We start from the raw sequence: 19,855 nt of genomic DNA on the forward strand, positions 1-19,855 counted from the left end.
TCAAAAAACGGTCGGATTTTAAGGCGGACTTGCGTATTACTAATTAACAAGTGAGTTTGATACCTATAAGACTCTTGTAAATCAAACTGCTATAAATTAGCTAATAAAATGTAGCTATCTATTTAATGTGTATTTCATCCAACTCGTCATTTCCTTCATGGCTATTGGCGAAAATGATTCATTTATTTCTTTATATTCCTTAGGCAAACCAGTGTTAGATGTTTGAAATAGGTGGTTTAAGTTAGGAAGTTCTTTGATGGTTACATTTGTATTACCAGATTCTTTCAAGATTCTTTCCCATTCAGGTAGATTTTCTTTTGCTAACACCTGAAGGTCTTTGGAGCCATTAAGAGCTAAAACGGGGCATTTTATATGTTTTATGTAATCCTCGGGCTTGAACCTTAAAAAATTGACCATCCAGGGCTTTAAAATACCTGTTACTTGTGCATTTACATATTCATCATAGGTCATATTTTTTGGTTTATCTGGGTCATTGCGAGCAATACCTTGGATATATTCCACCATTTTACTTTTTAAAACCAGGTCGTTTGTATATTTCTTTACAATTTCAAATGCTCCTTGGTTTGCTTTTTGAGAAATTTCTATACTAGAGTCATCAAGTCCTCTCATTTTGGCAAGGGCCTTTTGTTGATGTAACAAGATTTTATCGCCTGCGATGCTTGGACCGGCTAACGACACAATGAATGCAATGTTCGGTGAACTTGATGCCACGATGGAAGCTATTAAACCACCTTCGCTATGCCCTATTAAACCTATATTATTTTTTTGTATGTCCTTTCTGGTTAAAAGATAATTTAAAGCCGCACGTACATCCTCTGCAAAGTCAAAAGAATTTGCAGAATCAAAATCACCTTCAGACTCCCCTACTCCTCTTTTATCAAACCTAAATACTGCAAAACCATTTCTGGTTAGGTAATTTGAGACATCTAAAAATGGTTTATGGCTGCCAAATTCTTCATTCCTGTTATTTTTGCCATTTCCGCTTATTAAAATAACAGCAGGAAATCTCCCACGTTTACCGGGGAGTGACAGCGTTCCTGCAAGAGTGATATTATCCTTAGCATTTTTAAAATAGACGTTCTCTGAAATTGTATCAAATGAGGGTTGTTTCTTTGCTTTGCCTTCTTGGTAACAGCCAATGATAAATAGGAAACAAATTAGAAATGAGGTGGTATTAATGCGTTTTTTCATCAAATATGGATATTAAGGGCAAATGGAATGTTAATTAAACAGCTACCTTAAAACATAAAACTTTCATTTAAGACGAGAGCGATTAAATTATGGTTGCATGGTTCCTACTTTAAACTTTTCAAGGTAAACAAACACAGCGATGAATTAGAAATTTGAACACATTCATGCTAAAGCCTTGATTCGCAAACCTTGCTTATCAAAAAACGGTGAGATACTGATAATTTATCGCAATTATTTTTTAAGTTTTGTGATCTGTTAATACCAAAATTATATTTGATTTCATCGTTGTATGCCTTGACTGTGATCCATACCTTTTTTCTTTTTCTTCTTAAGTTTTTAGAGGTTCAATCGTATTTGCCTATCCTTACCTTAAAGCAAGATTTTACTTTTGAGACAACCTCATCTTTTTCAATAAGCATGAAAAAAGCACTTTGAAAAAAATTGTCTCGTCCTTTTCTCATAATAAGCTTTATATGGGTCATCATACGTATGGTGCTGCCCCGGAAGCATCAGAAGTTCAAAATCTTTATCTGCCAGGATCAACGCATTAACCATACGCATCGTCGCTGCCGGGTTCACATTTTCATCAGACTCGGCTGCAACAAGCAGCAAAGGTCCTTTGATGTTCTTTGCAAGGCTCTGATTTAAATCGTATGGCTTATCAAAACCCTGATAACTTTCTCCCCAGGTACGGTTGTATAAGGTGTTGTCGTGATTACCGGAAGATGCAACTGCGGCTTTATAAAAATCAGGATAAGTTCCCAATGCAGCTACAGCCATCATACCGCCGCCAGAATGTCCATAGATACCAATCTTGTCCATATCCATAAAAGCAAACCGTTTGCCTAATTGCTCCAAACCATACTTATCATCCTCCAGCGCATAATCCCTGATATTCCCATACCCATACTTGTAATAAGCTGCATTGCGATAAGGCGAACCGCCACGGTGCCCCATTACCACCACCACAAAGCCATCCTGCGCCAGTTCGGTATTGTTATAACGATCTATCAGCGTAAACTCTGTCCATACCGTTTCTGTAAAAGGGCCGGGATAAACCTGAGAGATGACCGGATACTTTTTGTTCGGATCAAAATTAAAGGGTTTCCACATCAAACCATAGAGATCCGTTACACCGTCCTTTGCCTTTACGGTAAAAGGTTCAGCTGGTTTCCAACCGTAAGCGTAAAGTTTGGTTAGGTCCGGATTCAAAACCTCGAGCATTTTCTTGCCTTCATTGTCCCTCACCACAGCTTTAGGTTTTAAATCTATCCTGGAATAATTATCAACAAAATACTGAAGGTCCGGAGACATAAATACCGAATGGGTTGCATTTTCGGGGCTTAATAACACCTGCTTTTTGCCCCCAAAATCTGCCTTATATAAAAAAGCATAATACGGATTCCGGTCTTTTTCCTTACCGTAGCCATAAAAATAGAGCGACCGCTTCAGGGTGTCTGTCGCAACGATTTTTCCGGCGGTCCAATTGCCACTGCTTATGGCATGTTGCAGTTCACCAGCACCGTTATAGAGGTAATAATGCCCCCAACCGGAACGATCAGACCACCAGATGATGTTTTTTCCGGATTGGAGAATACTTACATTGAAAAGATCTTCATTAATAAATGGCTTACTCACCTCACGGATAATAGAACGGACTTTTCCGGTATGCAGGTTAACCGCACATAAATCCACCTCGTCCCGCGTACGCTTCCGGCGCAGGAGAAAAATTTCGTCCTTTAAACCACTTGCCCTCACCACGGAAACTTCCTGATCAGGCCATAAGCCTATGTCTATTTTTTGCAAACGCTGCTCCGCTACATCGCCAATAAAAAAATCATATTGCGCCACCTCTTTGTCTCCGGGCAGTTCGTAAACATACGTATTTACATAAGGCCTGGGCGACATCAGGGAATTGGTCACCGTCATTGTCCCTACCTTTCTGTTATCCTTACGCAATACATAGAAATGCTTCGAATCAGGCAGCCAATACGCATCAGTGGGCGTATTGGTCTCCGCAAAGTTATCCGTTCCATTAATCGAGAAAGAAAAATTCTCCGCGCCATCACTCGTCAATACCTTTTCTGTACTATCGGCTATTCTTTTCAGGTAAAGATTATGATGCCTCGCATACAACAACCAGTGTTTATCAGGCGAAAGATCTCCAATATGGTATACAGGCGTTTCCTGCCTTGTTGCAGCGCGTTTATTTAGCTTTTTTGTCAGGTAATTATAATCATAGGTTTGATCATGATAACCGACCTCAACCGTCCGGCCATCGGCTGAAAAATCAGTCTGATACCGGATCTTCGATACCTCTACCGGCTGTCCAAGTATGCTGTACAGGCTTTTCTCAATGCTGACTTTGTCAAATAAGAGCTGCTTCGTTTTTCTGGCAGGATCAACCAGGTAGTAATTGCTGACTGACTGGTTTCCTCCTTCAGGAGGATTGTCAATCATCCAGAATTTACCGGTGCCTTTGATAAAAAACGGAATCACTTGCATCGTCCCTACCTGCTTTAGCAAATTAGCTGGACTAAAATGCCCAGCCGTATCCACCAGCTTTTGTTGAGCAAAGGCCGGCAGACAGATGGAAACACTGCAGAGCGCAATAAATACATATTTCTTAAATCGGAACATATTTATCTTAATAATTCTGGTATATTTTTGCAGTAGAAATGATAAAAGGATCTTTCGAAGTACGGATAATCTTATCAGAAATCTCTTTCATCCTTGGCAGCTTTTTAAATTTCGATACGCTATATCCTGACCAAAAATCATAAGCGATCCGCTGGTTTTGCGGACTGAAAGACTGAATGTGATCGGCGAGGATATTCGATACCTTTAGCCAATTTTTTTCTCCCGCAGCTTCTGCCATATTCATCATCAGGATCAACTGATCTTTGTCTTTTAAATTTGTTGCGATGAGCTGCTTGCGGTAATGTGCAAATTCAGCTTTTACATAAGGAAAATCTTTAAAATAAAAACCATTTAAAGCATAACCGGCCACCTTTCTGAACATATCTCCCATTCGCTTTTCTACAGTATCTTTCCCATTGTGTTTCACAAAGGCCTTCCAGTTGCTGGCCAGGTAATCAAAGTTTTTGCTGTGTACGTTAGACAAGTACATGTCATACCGGTTGGCGCCGAAAAGAAACCAGTTTTCGGGCATCACTTTCTCCTGGTCTGTAAGACTGTTGAAATAAGTAGTGGCAATTTCCTTCGCGGGATTGATCTCCATCATATTGATCTTCTCTTTGATGTAATCCCTGATGAAGGCATGATCCCTGTTGCCTGCTGCATATTCCCGGTTCATCCTGGCTATTTTGTTTTCAGGATTCATCCCCTCTTTCACCTTTGATATGAATTCATCTGCATCCATCGCCCCCACAAACTTATAAACCAGATCACCGTTACCATTTAAGAGCAAAAACGAGGGAAACGCCCCCACTTTATAGGTTTTCATTGCAGGAATGCCATCTCCCTTTTCCATATCCAGGCCCACATTTACGAAATTCTGATTAAAAAAGTCGGCCACAGAATCAATTGTAAAAATGTTCTTCGCCATGTGTTTACACGGTACGCACCACTCGGTAAAGCAATCAACAAAAACCAATTTATTACTTGCCTTTGCTTTGGCCAGGGCCGACTGCAGACTTCCTTTTTCAAAAGTAATCTCCCTGTTTTGCGCATAGCCTGATGCACCTGTAAGGAACAAAAGGAATAGGAATAATCTTTTCATTTCTAGCTTTTCTTTTGGTTCATTTGTTTTTCAACTTTTTCTCCGAGCATTTGATAAAGCGCTTTCGCTTTTGGATCCTGGTGTTGTTCAGATAGTTCCTTAATATGTTTCATGGTCCTGACGAAATAAAAATGAATAACTTCACTGGAATCACTCAAACCCGCAGCAAAATTGTTTTTTACTGTTGCATCAGCCAGGTCGAATATGAACTTACTCTGCATCAATTTAGTATGTTCATTCAGTGGATTCACCGAATCAAAATCTTTGAACACATAACGATCCAGGTCTTCAAAAAGATCAAGACTGGTATAGGCCTGATTTCCCATCTCATGCTCTGCTTTAATCAGATTGTTCAATACTTCAGGACTAATTAATTTGCGCAATAAATCCTGCATGCTATTTTGCATTTTGGTATCCTCAGACTCATTGTTCTCCAGGTTCATTCTTTTGTTTTGCATCCAGGAAGGAACTCCGCTGAAAAACCAGTTATTCAATAAAGCCATTGCCTTTTTCTGATCTTTCTTAGCGGTATATACTACAGGCACCTCATTATAATTCCGCAATACCGGGCGTAAGGATGTCCCTCCGATATAGCTCGCCACGTTATCTGTATACAGCTGGAAATTTTTCTGATAGGCGGAAGAAAGCAATTTGAATTTTCTCCAGTCATCATCGCCTCCTTTCATCTCCGCAGAAACCTTTTCTACTTGCGGATAGCAGCGCATTAAGTTATTCATTGCCAGTTCTGCAGCCTCCAGCTGATCAGCAGAAACATCACCTCTACGGGTAAAAGGATCACTTTTATTTTCCTCCAGGAACATTAGTGCAGCGTTGGAAGGTTTAAGGGAAGCCAAGCTTTTCTTTTCGGCATTGCGATCGGCAAATACGCGGTAAGCCCAACCAATGGCCAGTTCGTCATAAGCGGAAACCCTGGGCATTAAATCTGTTACCGCAACATCATCTTCAGGCTGAACCAGAAAGTTAAACTGCGTATCATCAGTTACAGACGAAGAGAAACTGTGCAGCTTTAACCAATTGCCAGAACGGAGTTGAGCAGGCGTATAAGCCGCACTTCCATGCAGGTTAGGCACCATTCCTAAAACCTCTCCCATGGCCTGGGCAACTTTCCACCGCATCATTTCCCCACGCACTTCAGGGTTATACAAGTCTTTTAAAATCCTGGGGTCTTTCATACTGCACTTGGTAAAATAAGAGGGCAGCAGATCATTCACCATCTGGTCGGAAATGTTCATCTTGGCCGTATAAATTTCCCCGGTACGTGGGTCGCTCAGCAAATTTACCTGCACATCACTAGCGCCACCTCCCCATTTGATCTGTATCTTTCCTGCAGATAGCCAGTTCTCGTTCTCCCCTTTAGCAAGTACCAACACCTCCTTAAATCCTGCTTTTTCAAATGCAGCGTTCCACTGGGCAATACCTTGTTTTACATAAGGCAGAAATAAAGCCGGGGTATTCTTGTCAATATAAACTGTAATTGCCTTTGCCGGCGTAACCAATACACCAGCATTGTACTTTTGCTGGTCTGCCGGGCGTACACTAAGGTTCCATTTGGTAATTACCTTAACGTTTCTCATCCCATAAGGATACTTACCAAAATCATTGTAGGCCACGGTAGCAAATCCTATTCTTGGATCAGACTCCCGGACTTTCATTTTTGAGACAGGAAGGCGCTGGAGCCCCAGATTGAGGACAAAAGCTACAGCCTTATCAACAGCTTTGCTCCCATTTACACTGTTTCCGGGAACAGTTTGCGTACGTAAAACGGAAAATACCACACCCTCTCCGGAAGCTTTTACTTCCTGTACACCGGAGCGGGCAGGATCAGAACTACTCAAATCACTAAAATCCTTGAAAGAAAATAAATTGCCACCTTCTATCAATTCGTGGGTTAGCTCAATGATATAACTTTTTTTGTCTTTTCCTCTGGCCACTATTGGAATTACATAACTTACCGGAGTGAGGTTAGATTTTTGCACCAGCTCTTCAAAACCCTGATTGAAGTCGGCTGAGGTTTCTTCTTTATAGACTTCTTTAGTTACATTGAGCACATTTCCGTTTCCTACACCAAAACGAATTACGCCAGATGACTGGGCAATATTGTTGGCAAAACCACGGGCAATGTCGCCAATGACCAGAAGATCGGTATTTAAAGTGCTGGCGGGGATCTCCAGGAAATAATTGGAACCATCCTGGTATACGGTAAATAAACCAGGTGTCACTTTCATCTGTTTTTTATAGAATTTTTCAAAAGGTGTTGGTTCATCCAAAGGCAGCGCCTTCGCCTGAAGGCTGAGCACTACTGCAAAAAGGATTGATAAGATATACTTCATTTCTATGTTTAATTATTTTATACTAAATTATCTACTCAGGTAAGCTGCATCATTATCTGTACGCCACATTTCAACCATATCTGCAATCGCCATTAAATGGCTTTTAGAAATAAAGTCTTTTTGTTTTTCGGCTGCAGACCTGCTTTGTTCTTCAATATGCAACACCATTTTGTTCATGGTGAACCATACATCATTACTAAAAATTTCGCGGTTATCAACACTCATCAAAAGGCTGGTGATAAACTTGCGTTGAAACATGCGGTTATACGGGGAGATGGGCCGATCGAGATCTTTGAAGACGATTTGCTCCAGGTCAGTTAAAAACTCAGCCGCCGGGTAAGTTGCATTGCCGGAAATATTCTCTATGTTAGCCATAGCATAATATTTCCCGATCAAACGCCCCATCAGGTCGCCATAAGTATCTTCTACATCATCATCGAAACTGAATCCTGTCCTGGCCATTACATCCTCAGGATAGAGCCATTTCGGTTCAGTAAACATGTACTTAGACAGATAATCCATCGCTTCTTTCTGCTGCGCCCGGCTCACGGGAACATAGCTTGACTTCTGCTCTTCACGCAATGGTTTATCGCTAAAAACACTCCCTATATTTTTCACTACGTGCTGGAGATAGTTGTGGTAACGGCCTTCTACAGCTCTATACATGGACCGCAACGTTCCATATCCATCATCAACAGAGCTCCACTGTTCGATGTTCGCCATGATCTTTTTCAGGTTCTCTACCCCAAGTGCATTTGCTTTCATATTATTGTCGCCCACGTCCTCACTTTGTACCCTTGGATCGTACATATCAGATTCGTCAGAATAAAAATATTTAGGGTCTTTTCTTTTTTCAGAAACCCATTGTTTCAACTGATCTGCGATAGCACCGGCGTCTTTAGACTGCGGAAAATAACGATACCCCCATTCTATGGCATAATCATCATAAACCCCAACCACTGGCAGCAAATCCTTCGGTTCCATTTTGTCCTGAGGCTGGGCAGCATAATTAAAACGCATATAGTCCATTACAGATGGCCCAAAACCATGCGCCCGTACGTAATCGCGGTTACGGATGCTATCTACTGAATAGGAAGAACTTCCTGCAAAATTATGACGCAAGCCCAGCGTGTGTCCTACCTCATGGGTAATCACATTTCTCAGTAAAGTACCCATTAATGCGGTATTAACAGGGAACTTTCTCGCAGCCGGGTCATTGGCCGCAGACATTGAAAAATACCAGCGTTGCAAGAGCTCCATGATGTTGTGAAACACAGCGACATGAGAGGTCAGAATCTCTCCCGATCGTGGGTCTACAACCTGTGGGCCATAGGCATTGGGAACTTCTGAGGGCTTGTAAGAAATGTAAGCATACCTTGCATCTTCCATACTGTAATCAGGATCCTCTTCTTTCGTCGGCGATAGTTTCCCTGTAATGGCATTCTTAAAGCCAATTTTTTCAAAGCTTTTTCTCCAGGCATTCACCCCATCAATAATGTATGGAACCAGAAAGGCCGGAGTATTCCGGTCGATATAAAAGACGATAGGCTTAGCTGGCTCTACCAGTTCTCCCTTCAGGTACTTTTCCAAATCTTCAGGTTTTGGCTCCACGCGCCACCTGTTGGCCATAACCGTCGTTTCGTTTTTCTCAGGATTATCATAGTTTCTTAACCCGGTAAAAAAGTAACCTACTCTGGTGTCGGCATAGCGCTGTGCCATAGGCACCTCTGGCAGCAAAAACCAGGATGCACCAACCTCCCACATAGTGGGGTTCATCTCGGGGGCCTTTTGCGGTGGCGAAGTCGGATCAGAAGGAGGCATTTGGGGAGAATCCCCTGCTGCATAACTTTTCACAGAACGGAATACCAGGTTATTGTCGTAGGCACTTACGCCCAGAATCTTTGATTTCTCCGGCTCAAAGGCACCCAGCTTCAACTCGGTTGCCGCTCCCTTTAAGGAAAACAGATCACTGTCGCCATTAAACAGATTAGTGACATCAATTAAGGAACTCGAATCGCCGGTAGCCACAATATCAAAAGCCAGCAAAGCAGGTTTCAATTGTAACCTATAGCTGTTAAAATAATAACTGGTTGTATCTGTAGCTTGCACAAAATCCGGATCCACAATGTTGATCTTACCGTTTATCCCTTTGTTGAATCGAATGACCCGGTCGTTGATGGCATCGCCCGCGAAACCATAACGCATCGATGGATTTCGTTTACGCTGTGCAGAGCCTCTAATGATGCTGATACTGGTCAGGATGTCTCTTCCCAATAACCTATCTGGTATCTCTAATAGGTATTTATCATCCTGAACATACACGTTGAACATGCCTTTTTGCATTTTCGCTTCTGCCTTAATGAATTTTTTAATGGGTGTTGCGTGCTGATCCTGTGCTTTTGATGCTGTGGAAAACAGCATCAAAAGCAGAATCGGAAAAATGAATTTCATAAATTGCTTGTTTAATTATCTTTTGTATCAGTTTGCTTGTGCTGCATTACCTATGAGTTGCAGGTCTACATTATAATTCTCTTTGAAGTAATTCCTTACAAGGTCATATCTTCGCTTGATTATGCCATTGCTGTCCTTAGCCGGATTCAGTATTCCCGTAAAAGATGTATCCCAACTATCGGGCAGCCTGTTCAGGTTGTCTTCTGAAAAGCTGACCATTGCTTGTATATAGAGGTACCAATCTGAAGTAGCAGTAGGACCATTGTAATAGGCTGTCAACATCCCTTTCGCATAAGCATCGGCATCACTTGTAGGAGTGATGGTATAATTTGCTGAACCTGAAAATGCAGTTGAAGGAGCTGTTTTTTTCGCTTCCGTAATGCTGTTAATCAAATTTAAGTTCACCTTAGCCAGATATAATTTTTTCTCCTCTGGTGTGATGGTTAAAACTTGAGCACTCCCGTAGTTTAGCAGTAAATTGTTATAGTTATACCAGGCAGCCACGGATCTTACCCCCTTCACTACTGTAGCGGGGCTAGTAGAAAAGTCAAAGTCATTATAAATAGAATCGACTTCACTGCACAGTAAGATCTTCGAAGGCAAAAATGCTTTCAGGAATTTTTCAGAATAGAAATTCAGGCACTGGCTTTCAAAAAGATCGAGCTGCTGGTTTATGAATGCCTGATCGGCGGCCTTCATTTCAAATCCGTCTGTCCAATATTGTCCTTTCTTTATCGAATTTTTGTATTCTGTCGGGGTCCAGTAAGCATCCTTTTCTGAAAATTGGTATAAAAAATAGGTGCCGTACTTTTTATAATAATTCAGAATTCTGGCATCATAATCATGATTACCCTGTGGCAGCGTATATCCTTCATTTCCTTCTGTTGGTAACAATGGAGCCTCTTTTTTACTGCAGCCAGACCAGATCACCGACAGTAAAAGCAGGCTTATGGCGTATATCAAATATCTTTTCATGGTTCTCTTCGTTTTGGTTTAATTATCTTGGATTTTGAGCCAGCCTGCCATTTTTCAATGTCGCGGTAAATGGAATAGGCAGGGCATAAATTAAACTACCTGAACGCAAGGTGTAGTCAGTTGTAGTACCGTCAGCATCAATGAAACGATGGGTAATGTTAAGTCCCCACCTCTTGATGTCCATCCAGCGGTGTCCGCTTTCCAAACAAAGCTCACGCCGGCGCTCATCCTGGCAGAATTTAAACAGGTCATTTGCGTTGCTATAGTTAACCGGTTGATAGGCGACATTTCGTGTGTCATACCTGCTGGCGCGCAAGGTATTCAGGTCAGCATTTGCTTTCGCTGCCGAACTAACATCTCCATTTAGAAATTTCTTGGCATAGGCCTCCGCCCTGTTGAGGTAGACTTCAGCAATTCTGATCCCATCAGTGCCGTATTTAGGTATAGAGCCAATTTTCCCGTTGCCCAGCAGATAACCTGCATTGTTGGCAAATCCCCGTCTGAAATATCCAGGATACCTCAGGTCTTTCCTGTCATCGGCCTCTGTACTGGTTTCATACAGTGCAGCAAGAGAACCGGATACCGTGTATGGAGGACGATCATTCCGTTGTTCCGGGAAATAACCATTTGGGGTATTTGGATTAATTCCGTACACCCATACCACCTCCGGACTTACCGTAACGTTGTATATTTTTCCACTTTGAAAACCATCTGCATCAAAAAATGATTTCATCTGTGTTAGAACGGGTCTTTCAGTCAATACCAGATTTGCGTACTGAATTACTTTATCCATATCTTCCGCCCTTCCCATATAAAGATATAGCCTGGTTAAAAGACTATAAGCAGCAATATGTCCGACACGAAAAGTCGAGGCTTCTGTAAAATTGGCTTTCAGTAAGCCCGCTGCCTCCAGCAGATCTTTTTCAATCTGTCCGTATACTTCTTTCAACGTATTCCGTACCGGGTATTGGTCGGTAACCACACTATTCAAGATCAGGGGAACGCCCAGGCTCACATTGGGATCAATGCCTGCACCACTATAAGGTTGTCCATATAACGTTACCAGTTTCAAATAATAGTAAGCACGTAAGAAAAGTACCTGCCCTAACAGCGCGTTCTTTTGCTCAGCTGAGCCAGAAACTTTCCCGAGGTTGTCAATAACTGTATTACAACCTTTGATTTTAGTGTAATAAATACTCCAGGAATCAGTACCCAACGAAAGTATGGGGTCGCCATCAAACATCCTGGCATCCCATTTGAATACGCGTGTACCATTCTGCAGGTAAGGAAGATAAACATCATCCGGATTCCCATCAAAGGTTCTTCCCAATCCATTCGATTGCATATCATCTGTCAGTAAATCAACATAAGTGTCGGTTAAAATCTGATAGGGATAAGCTTCTCCATTCATCAGGGATTGCAGATCGGCAACCGACTCTGGCTTAATTTCATCAGGGCTTCTTTCTTCCAGAAACTTTTTACAAGAGGAAAAAGTCAGGGTGCTGAGCAAAAAAAGCAATCCATATATTGTATATTTTATCATGTTTCTATGATTTAAGATTAAAAACTCACGTTAATATTTAGCGTATAAGCCTTTGTGCGTGGCTGCGCACCCGTTGCTACCTCGGCATCACGTCCTCTAAAACCCTTACTATTGACAGAAAAGATGTTAGACGCACTTGCACCGGCGTTAATTGTTCTGCAACCTATTGCTTTAGCCAACTGATCTGGTAAAGAATAATTAAGGGAAAGATTGTTCATACGCAACGTTGAGGCACTCACCACCCTGTCACTGCTATAATTATACATTTCATAAAGAGACACATAACGTTGGTTCCCTAAGCTGTTTACATCTGAACTCGGTAATGAGATGACCGGTGCCCTGCTATCTGGCAATCCGGGTAATATCGCCCCTGTACTGCCCGGAACCCACCTGTTTAGTAATTCTGCCGACAAATTCTCATACTCTGTAGGCAGGGTAGCAGAAAGCGGATATGCCGGAGACAGGAATTTCTTCCCACCCAATTGCAGGTATACAGAAGTATTCAGGGTTAACTTTTTGTAACGGAAATTCAGCCCGATACTTCCGGTAAAATCCGGATCCAACTTCCCCATATACTTCATATATGCAGTCGGGTCAGCAGATGGGTCTGTTCCTTCAGCCACATTCAGACCAATAACAGGATAGCCATTACTTTGGTTAATTCCCTGAAAATCAAAAGCCCAGAAAGCAGATACAGGGTACCCCGCTTTCGTTAATGTTCCTCCGGCAGCGGTTTGCCAGCTCACATTCTGAATACCTGTCTTAGTTACTTTATTATAGTTCTTCGCAGAACTTAAGGACATAGAAAAAGTAAAATCCTTCGTACGGACAGGTACGAAGCTCGTAGAAATCTCCCAACCATTGTTTCTCATTGATCCGCCATTTACCGGCATAGATGGGATTCCGTATTCGGCAGGTACGTCTAATAAGGAAATCAAATCCTTTCCCCGTTTGTCGTAATAATCAACTGAAGCCTGAATTTTTCCATCAAAAAGGCTCATATCAACTCCTGCATTGATACTGGAGTTTTTTTCCCATCTCAGATCTGCATAAGGCAATGAACTGATAGCCAGAATTTCCTCACCTGTTAACTCATCCACAGATTCTGTTTCTATTCCTCTCGGTATTTTGAGTATCAATTCCGGACTTACACTCGTGAGGATGTTCCGCTGGTAACCATAAGAAAGCCTGAAACTGATTTCAGACATCCAATAACTTTTTTCAAACCATTTTTCCCTGGCCATATTCCAGCGGAGCCCCCCAGCCCAAACCGGATTGAAGCGCTCATTACTGAATTGACCGAACCGGTTGGACGCATCTGTACGAACGCTAAAACTAGCCACATACTTGTTATCGTAAGAATAGCTTCCGGTAAGGTACAAGCCCATAGTATTTGTCGTCCTATCAATAATGCTGCGTATTTGATTCTCCGTTAACAATACGTTTGGAGTAGGAAATTGCGAACCGTAGGTTAGGGGTATTGGGGCGAAAGTATTGCCCCTGCCTTTCATATAACCATAATTAGTAGAAGAGAAACCCACATACTTCGAACTATTCAGATCCTGACCAAACATGGCAGAAATGGCATGCTTATTATTTAGTAAAGTACTGTACGAGATACTATTCCTCCAGCTCCAGCTTTCATTCCTATTGTTGTCTTCATTATATTCTCCACCCAAAGGCAATTTAGCATTCAGGTAAGCAGCAGAATTCGGCTTCGCCGTTCCATATTCGAAAAACCTGAAATTCCGGGTAATGTATTCCGTTTGGTCTGTAGCGTACGAAGTACCCGTAGTACTGCTTGTATTGTAACTGAAAATCGTCTGGAACCTCAGTCCTTTCAGGATATCGTAATTGGCATCAATACTCGTGTTTGCACTAAGTACTTTGCTGATTAAACCCGTCTGGTCGCGTTCATTAATCATATTGTACAAATAGCTACTCTTTGGATTTTGATAAAAGAACGGACTTCCATCCTGATTATAGGCAGGAATTACCCTACTCGCAGTTGAAGCATATCCATAAGGATTCACCAGGTAAAAACCATTCGTAGTCTTTTGAGATCCTGAAAGCCTTGCCGAGATACTTAGTTTAGGACCGACTTTGAAGCTCACACTCATATTACCAGTGTATCCTTTACCATCATTTCCGATGGCAGTTCCGTTAGTAGCATTATAGCCAAAGGAGGCATAATACCTTGTATCTGTATTGCCACCTGATACACTTAAGGCATGATTGGTGCTTAGTGGTTTCCTAAACAAAAGATCGAACCAATCCGTGTTCTGGGTTTCCATAGCATGCACCCTGGAATTAAACGCTTCATAACTAATACTTTTGTTCAGGTATTGTGACATTGCACCGGCATAACCTATTTCTGAGTTCACATAAGCCCCTGTGAGTCCACGGTTGAAGATTTCTCTTGAAACATCAACCCTTTGACTGGAATTCATAAGTTCTAAGGTTTGATAATCTACGCGATCAGCGACATTTAAGCCGAATGAATAGCTGATGGTAGCTGGCGCATTTTGTCCTTTCTTGGTCGTGATTACGATTACTCCATTTGCTGCACGTACGCCATAAATAGCCGTTGCAGCCGCATCTTTTAGTACTGTAATGTCTTCAATATCGCTCGGGTTTAACCAGGAAATCGAATTTCCAACAAAGTCGCGGATGTAATCGAAATTATCCCTGGTAATTGTACCAGCGCTATTCAATACATCGGCTTTGAAGGGTAGCGGGTCTTCCTGTATCACGCCATCAACTACCCATACCGGCTCCTGCGTACCCAAAAGCGTAGAAGTACCGCGCACCCTGGTTTTCTGGCGTGCTCCGATCAGTCCGCTTGTATTGGTAACAACGACACCGGGAAGCTTACCTTGTAGCGCCTGTTCTATAGTGGTAAAACCATTCAGGTACAAATCTTTTGCTTTTATTGAACTTGATGCCCCGGTCATGCTATTTTTCTTTAAGATCTGGTAACCGGTATTAACTACCACCTCCTGCAACTCCACAGTTTTCTCTTTCATCACAACCTGGACGTTGGTTTTTCCGTTCAATTTCAACTCAAAGGTTTCCTTGGTAAGATAGCTGAATATGAGCGTTGCATCTTCATCCAGGTTGGGCAGGATAAAACTTCCCACCCGGTTGGTGCTGGTGGCCTTATCGGTACCCTTCACCCGGACCGTCACACCGGGCAGGACATTCCCGTAAGTGTCGGTTACCTGACCTGTCACTGTTATGGTATTGAAAAAAGCGGCGATCTTGTCTATTGCAGATCTTTCTTTTTCCTTCACAATGATGGTCTTTTCATTCAGGGTATATTCAAAAGGCTGGTCAGCAAAACAGAGCTTTAGCGTTTGGTCTATGGAGGCATTGCTCACGCGAATATTCACGGGATTTGCCTTCTTCATCAGTTTGATATCGAATACGAAATCGTAGCCGCTCTGCTTTCGTATCTCTATAAATACACGTTCGAGGGGTACGTTATTTTGGTTCAGTGTAATCCGTTGGGCGTAGGTAGCTGCGCTAACCTGCATAATGGCAGTGATTAATAATACGGTGGTTATGCGCATAATCAGCAGAAATTTATGTATCCAACCGGAATGCATACCGGTTCGTGTGGTATAAAATTTATACATTTGTTTGTGGTTTGTTCAGTTGATATGATTCAGAAATTTGTTGGCAAAGGCAGACCATATAAATTAAGCCAGAGGTGTTGGAGCACTTCTGGCCTTTTCAATTAAGGCCTGCGAATAGAAGTAGAGTTATCTCATCACAGTTACCCTCCTCCCTTCCACTTTAAAATGGACCTTACCTGTTAATTCTATTACTTTTAAAACTGCGACAAGGCTTTTATCGCGTGATACCAGACCGCCAAGGGTCAGGTCACCAGGTGCGGTTTCATCAAAAACGATTTCCACATCATACCAGCGCGCAATCTTTCTCATGGTCGACTGAAAGTCTTCAGCTTTCAAATTTATTTCAGCACGCTGCCAGTCGGTAGCAGCCATAACATCTACCTCTTCCAGTTTCAACTTCCCCTGATCCAGCTGAGATTGCTGACCAGGTTTCAATACTGCATTGCTGCCTTCGGAATTGCTAACTTCAACTGACCCTTGTAGCAAGGTGGTCTTTACCGACTGCTCATCAGGATAAGCTTTGAGGTTAAAATGCGTACCCAATACACGCAACAATTGCTTGCCGCTCTGCACATAAAAAGGCTGCCCATTACGATGGGACACCTCAAAATAGCCTTCACCGGTCAAAGTCACCCGCCGTTCAGCAATACCAGTAAAACTAGTCGGAAAGCGAAGTGATGAAGCCGCATTCAAATAAACATGCGTACCATCGGCAAGGATGACCTCGTATTTGCCACCTTTAGGTGTAGTAATGGTATTGTAGCCATTGCCTGAAGCACCTTTAGCCAGTTCATAACGCAATTGACCTTTTGCAGTCTTGCTGATGCGCAATCCTGGCGCCGGGCTGATCGTACCTACCATCGAATCTGTCAATGCAATCCGTTTACCATCGGCCAGGGTTAAGTAGGCTTTATCGCCTCCAGCCGGGATATCATTTTTATAGGTTGAAGTATAGGTACCGAAAAAATTTAAGTGCTCATTGCCGTAATACAACAGTAGCGAGAGGAACAACAAGGCCGCAGCCGACCAATACCGCATACTAGTGGTAAACAAAGATCTGCGTTTTGCTATTGGATTGATTACATTTACCTGCATCGATTCATCTAACTTCGAAAGGATGGCCTGTACCTGAGGAAGAGCGACATCACGTTCATCATCTTTTTGAAGTTCAGTTCTGATCATTTGAACTAATTCCGTATCTGGCTCTGCATGCTCAAAATGATGCAACAATTCTTGCAACTCCTGTGGGTTACAGGAATTGTCAAGGTATTTTTGATATAGTCTGGTGATATGGTTAAAGTTTTTCAAGATCTCTTTTTAACCAATACGTCTGAAAAGGAAAAAGTACTTAGTCTGAAATGAAAAAAAATCAATAATTAATTTTTAATCCCTATAATTGAAGAACCATTATCCTCTAAGATGACTATTCCGGCATCAAAATGATAACCAAAGGCAACTAAAATGAAAAAAAATGAGCTTACAGAGGGAGATCTCAGCCTTTTATTAAAGAAAGGAGACAAAAATGCCTTTGCTCAGCTTTATGAACGCTACAAAAAGCCACTCACCGCTAATTTATTCAAATTACTCAAATCAGAAGCACTCACTTTAGATCTACTTCAGGATCTTTTCCTGAAAATATGGGAAAACCGCGAAAAGATTGATCCGGAAAAATCATTTCGTGCCTATCTCTTCCGTATCGCCGAGCACATGGTGTACGATTATTACCGTAAAGCAGCCCGGGACACCAAAATGCAGCTCAACATCATCCAAACCAGCACAGAACTCTATTCCTATATTGAAGAAGATTTACTGATCAAAGAAAATTCTGACTTGCTCAGGGCAGCTGTGGCAATGATGCCACCACAGCGCCGACAAGTATTCACTTTATGCAAACTAGAAGGTAAATCCTACAAAGAAGTAGAGCAGATTATGGGCATTGGTCCAAAGACTATAAACAGCCATTTGTTCCAGGCCAGCAAGTTCTTAAAGGAGCATTTCAGTAAAGATTCAGGACTTGCAGTTGCAATAATAGTGGCCAGCATGCTCATATAGCCACTTGTAATTATTTTGCTTTTGCTTTTTCCTCTTTTTTATATTCATCATAGGTTAGTTTCACTTCAAATTTATAGTCAGCCAGGTGATCTCCTTTTTTTGTATAACATTCTATTAAATACGGTTTTCCATAATAATAGTCTACGTTGATTTCCCGTCCAAGCTTGTCATCTTTTTTAAAACTCACGGAGGTGATTTTTTTCAGATACTTTCCGGCAGCATTCTTAGCAAACACAAAGATCTTATCTTTCACAATCGCTTCGTTTACCATCACTTTGTTTCCGGAAACAGTGATGCCCGCAGGAAGTTTATTAACTGGATAACTTGACCTGGTGATGTCTGCAAGATTAACCCGGATCAATCCCATTAAATATTTCGCTGTGGCAGGCAAACGGGCAGGATCATAATTTACGCTGGAACTGCCAAAGTCAACTATTGGGTTGGTGCCATTAAACTCGCCATTATTGTAGTCGATAGAATCTTTTGGAACAGCTATTTGTTTTCCGTCCTTCTCCTCGAAAAAGGCGGCCTCTTTAACCCCATCATATCGGAACATGTTATCAATAAAAAGGGAGCTGATCATCTCCGGATATTCAAAACTTACCTGCCATTTTTCTTTATCACCTGTTGATGAGGAAGATCTTATGGAAGTTTGATCAATCTTGATTTTACCAGGGAGTTCATCAGCAGACAACTCCATTTTAGCACTTAAAAGCTTGCTCACTGCAGGGTCGTAAGCTGTGGCAAAAGTAGGAATATCAAATACTTCCTGGTAAGGTGCGGTGCTGTTGTAAGCTCTTTCCTCTGCCTTAAATGAATAGACCGGCAACGAAAAGTTCTTTTTCCGAATCGTAGCTTTTGAATAATCCATCACGTAAACCACCACATCATCTACCGTGCCCTTGAAGTAAGCGGAATAGTATGACATATTTTTATGCTTTTCATCATACTTATGTTGCTCTTTGTCCAGATCCTTTTCTAAATTCGTTACCTTTTCAGGATTTTCTACAACCTCATTTAAAAGTTTTTTGTAAAAATCAAACATTTCGCCTGAACCGCTCGAAGATCCACTTTGGTGCAAAAACTTTTTCGTTTTGTCAGTTGCCAATATGGTTACTAAGTCCATTTTCTCGGTATCCACGGCAGGGTCTGTTTTATTAGGATTTTCAACCTCTATACTTACCGCATGCCCTTTAACTTTTGCTAGTTTCACTTTAATGCCATTCTGTTCTTTGGTGTCGCCTGTTTCATTGCTGGCGAAAGTAAACTTTAAAATGGCTTTAGGGACTTGTGCTTCAACAGAGCCGTTTAGTGAAACGGGCTTTGCTGAATAGGATTTTTCATCAGGATAAAGGATGTCGAATCCTTCCTCATTATTCCAATTGGTTCTGACCACTTGTCTGTTGATGAGGGAGTCATTTTCATCCTCAATAATGTCTGTGCTGGAATTGTCGCTAAATTTCACACTTTTCCAGGATGCCTTTTGGGCAAATGGAAGGGTGTAAGGGTAATGAAGTTTGAGTTCAACCTTATCGCCACGAGATTCGTCCTTTTCTACTATGATGCCGTCTAAGTAATTATTCGCCAAATCGCTTGTAGAACCATAATCGTTGAGAATGACAAACGGATTTTCGTCATATACCGTATCCTTTGGCGGACGTTCGTTCTCAAGGTCAATCTCCTGGAGCCAGAAAAGCATTCCTCCAAATTTTTTGGCTTGTTGTTTAAGACTGTCGTTTTTAATTGACGCTACTTTCTTTTCAAAAGCAAGCTTTTCTTTCTTGAGGTCTTCCAGCTTTTCGTCAACTGACTTTGTACAGGAAATGAAAATTGTTGATGTGAGGGAGATGGTTAGAAGCGTAAACAGGACATTTTTGATCATATTAAGAGG

General features: G+C 41.8%; 11 protein-coding genes. 1 reads left to right on the top strand and 10 read right to left on the bottom strand.

Translation table 11 applies throughout. The features are described 5' to 3' along the window. Positions 1 to 114 precede the first annotated feature (114 nt). The 9 genes from KYH19_RS11325 to KYH19_RS11365 all read right to left on the bottom strand — a co-directional run bounded on the left by KYH19_RS11325 (position 115) and on the right by KYH19_RS11365 (position 17,220). A complete protein-coding gene (locus KYH19_RS11325) occupies positions 115 to 1,212 on the bottom strand; it encodes a S9 family peptidase (protein WP_219078782.1) in 1,098 nt (365 codons plus the stop codon). A 408-nt stretch (positions 1,213 to 1,620) separates the two neighbouring features. Beyond that, complete coding sequence (locus KYH19_RS11330) at positions 1,621 to 3,852, bottom strand: DPP IV N-terminal domain-containing protein (RefSeq protein ID WP_219078783.1); 2,232 nt, start codon at positions 3,850 to 3,852, stop codon at positions 1,621 to 1,623. Between the two features lie 7 nt (positions 3,853 to 3,859). Beyond that, on the bottom strand, positions 3,860 to 4,954 hold the full coding sequence (locus KYH19_RS11335; RefSeq protein ID WP_219078784.1) for a thioredoxin fold domain-containing protein: 1,095 nt from the start codon (positions 4,952 to 4,954) through the stop codon (positions 3,860 to 3,862). A gap of 2 nt (positions 4,955 to 4,956) precedes the next feature. After that, the gene (locus tag KYH19_RS11340) at positions 4,957 to 7,305 is read right to left on the bottom strand and encodes a zinc-dependent metalloprotease (protein WP_219078785.1); all 2,349 of its coding nucleotides are present in this window, start codon (positions 7,303 to 7,305) and stop codon (positions 4,957 to 4,959) included. Between the two features lie 27 nt (positions 7,306 to 7,332). After that, on the bottom strand, positions 7,333 to 9,756 hold the full coding sequence (locus tag KYH19_RS11345; protein WP_219078786.1) for a zinc-dependent metalloprotease: 2,424 nt from the start codon (positions 9,754 to 9,756) through the stop codon (positions 7,333 to 7,335). 27 nt (positions 9,757 to 9,783) lie between these two features. Next, complete coding sequence (locus KYH19_RS11350) at positions 9,784 to 10,731, bottom strand: hypothetical protein (protein ID WP_219078787.1); 948 nt, start codon at positions 10,729 to 10,731, stop codon at positions 9,784 to 9,786. Positions 10,732 to 10,753: 22 nt separating this feature from the next. Beyond that, positions 10,754 to 12,274, bottom strand: coding sequence for a RagB/SusD family nutrient uptake outer membrane protein (locus KYH19_RS11355; protein WP_219078788.1), 1,521 nt, complete (start codon positions 12,272 to 12,274; stop codon positions 10,754 to 10,756). Positions 12,275 to 12,291: 17 nt separating this feature from the next. After that, positions 12,292 to 15,846 (bottom strand): SusC/RagA family TonB-linked outer membrane protein, encoded by a 3,555-nt coding sequence (locus KYH19_RS11360; protein WP_255562627.1) that lies wholly within the window; start codon positions 15,844 to 15,846, stop codon positions 12,292 to 12,294. A 192-nt stretch (positions 15,847 to 16,038) separates the two neighbouring features. Beyond that, entirely contained in the window at positions 16,039 to 17,220 is a 1,182-nt protein-coding gene (locus KYH19_RS11365) for a FecR family protein (protein WP_219078790.1), read from the bottom strand. Between the two features lie 153 nt (positions 17,221 to 17,373). On the opposite strand from KYH19_RS11365, the gene KYH19_RS11370 reads away from it, so the two are divergent. Continuing rightward, positions 17,374 to 17,964 carry an RNA polymerase sigma factor gene (locus KYH19_RS11370; protein WP_219078791.1) on the top strand — a complete coding sequence of 197 codons (591 nt, stop codon included), beginning with the start codon at positions 17,374 to 17,376 and terminating at the stop codon, positions 17,962 to 17,964. A 10-nt stretch (positions 17,965 to 17,974) separates the two neighbouring features. Here KYH19_RS11370 and KYH19_RS11375 read toward each other — a convergent pair whose 3' ends face one another. After that, positions 17,975 to 19,846, bottom strand: coding sequence for a hypothetical protein (locus tag KYH19_RS11375; RefSeq protein WP_219078792.1), 1,872 nt, complete (start codon positions 19,844 to 19,846; stop codon positions 17,975 to 17,977). Positions 19,847 to 19,855 lie beyond the last annotated feature (9 nt).

It is taken from the genome of Pedobacter sp. D749 (assembly GCF_019317285.1).
In the GTDB taxonomy this organism is placed as follows: Bacteria; Bacteroidota; Bacteroidia; order Sphingobacteriales; family Sphingobacteriaceae; genus Pedobacter.

What these genes read in the sequence shown, in the direction of transcription:
- KYH19_RS11325 (WP_219078782.1), bottom strand. Translation starts at nt 1,212, where the DNA reads ATGAAAAAACGCATTAATACCACCTCATTTCTAATTTGTTTCCTATTT.
- KYH19_RS11330 (WP_219078783.1), bottom strand. Translation starts at nt 3,852, where the DNA reads ATGTTCCGATTTAAGAAATATGTATTTATTGCGCTCTGCAGTGTTTCC.
- KYH19_RS11335 (WP_219078784.1), bottom strand. Translation starts at nt 4,954, where the DNA reads ATGAAAAGATTATTCCTATTCCTTTTGTTCCTTACAGGTGCATCAGGC.
- KYH19_RS11340 (WP_219078785.1), bottom strand. Translation starts at nt 7,305, where the DNA reads ATGAAGTATATCTTATCAATCCTTTTTGCAGTAGTGCTCAGCCTTCAG.
- KYH19_RS11345 (WP_219078786.1), bottom strand. Translation starts at nt 9,756, where the DNA reads ATGAAATTCATTTTTCCGATTCTGCTTTTGATGCTGTTTTCCACAGCA.
- KYH19_RS11350 (WP_219078787.1), bottom strand. Translation starts at nt 10,731, where the DNA reads ATGAAAAGATATTTGATATACGCCATAAGCCTGCTTTTACTGTCGGTG.
- KYH19_RS11355 (WP_219078788.1), bottom strand. Translation starts at nt 12,274, where the DNA reads ATGATAAAATATACAATATATGGATTGCTTTTTTTGCTCAGCACCCTG.
- KYH19_RS11360 (WP_255562627.1), bottom strand. Translation starts at nt 15,846, where the DNA reads ATGCGCATAACCACCGTATTATTAATCACTGCCATTATGCAGGTTAGC.
- KYH19_RS11370 (WP_219078791.1), top strand. Translation starts at nt 17,374, where the DNA reads ATGAAAAAAAATGAGCTTACAGAGGGAGATCTCAGCCTTTTATTAAAG.
- KYH19_RS11375 (WP_219078792.1), bottom strand. Translation starts at nt 19,846, where the DNA reads ATGATCAAAAATGTCCTGTTTACGCTTCTAACCATCTCCCTCACATCA.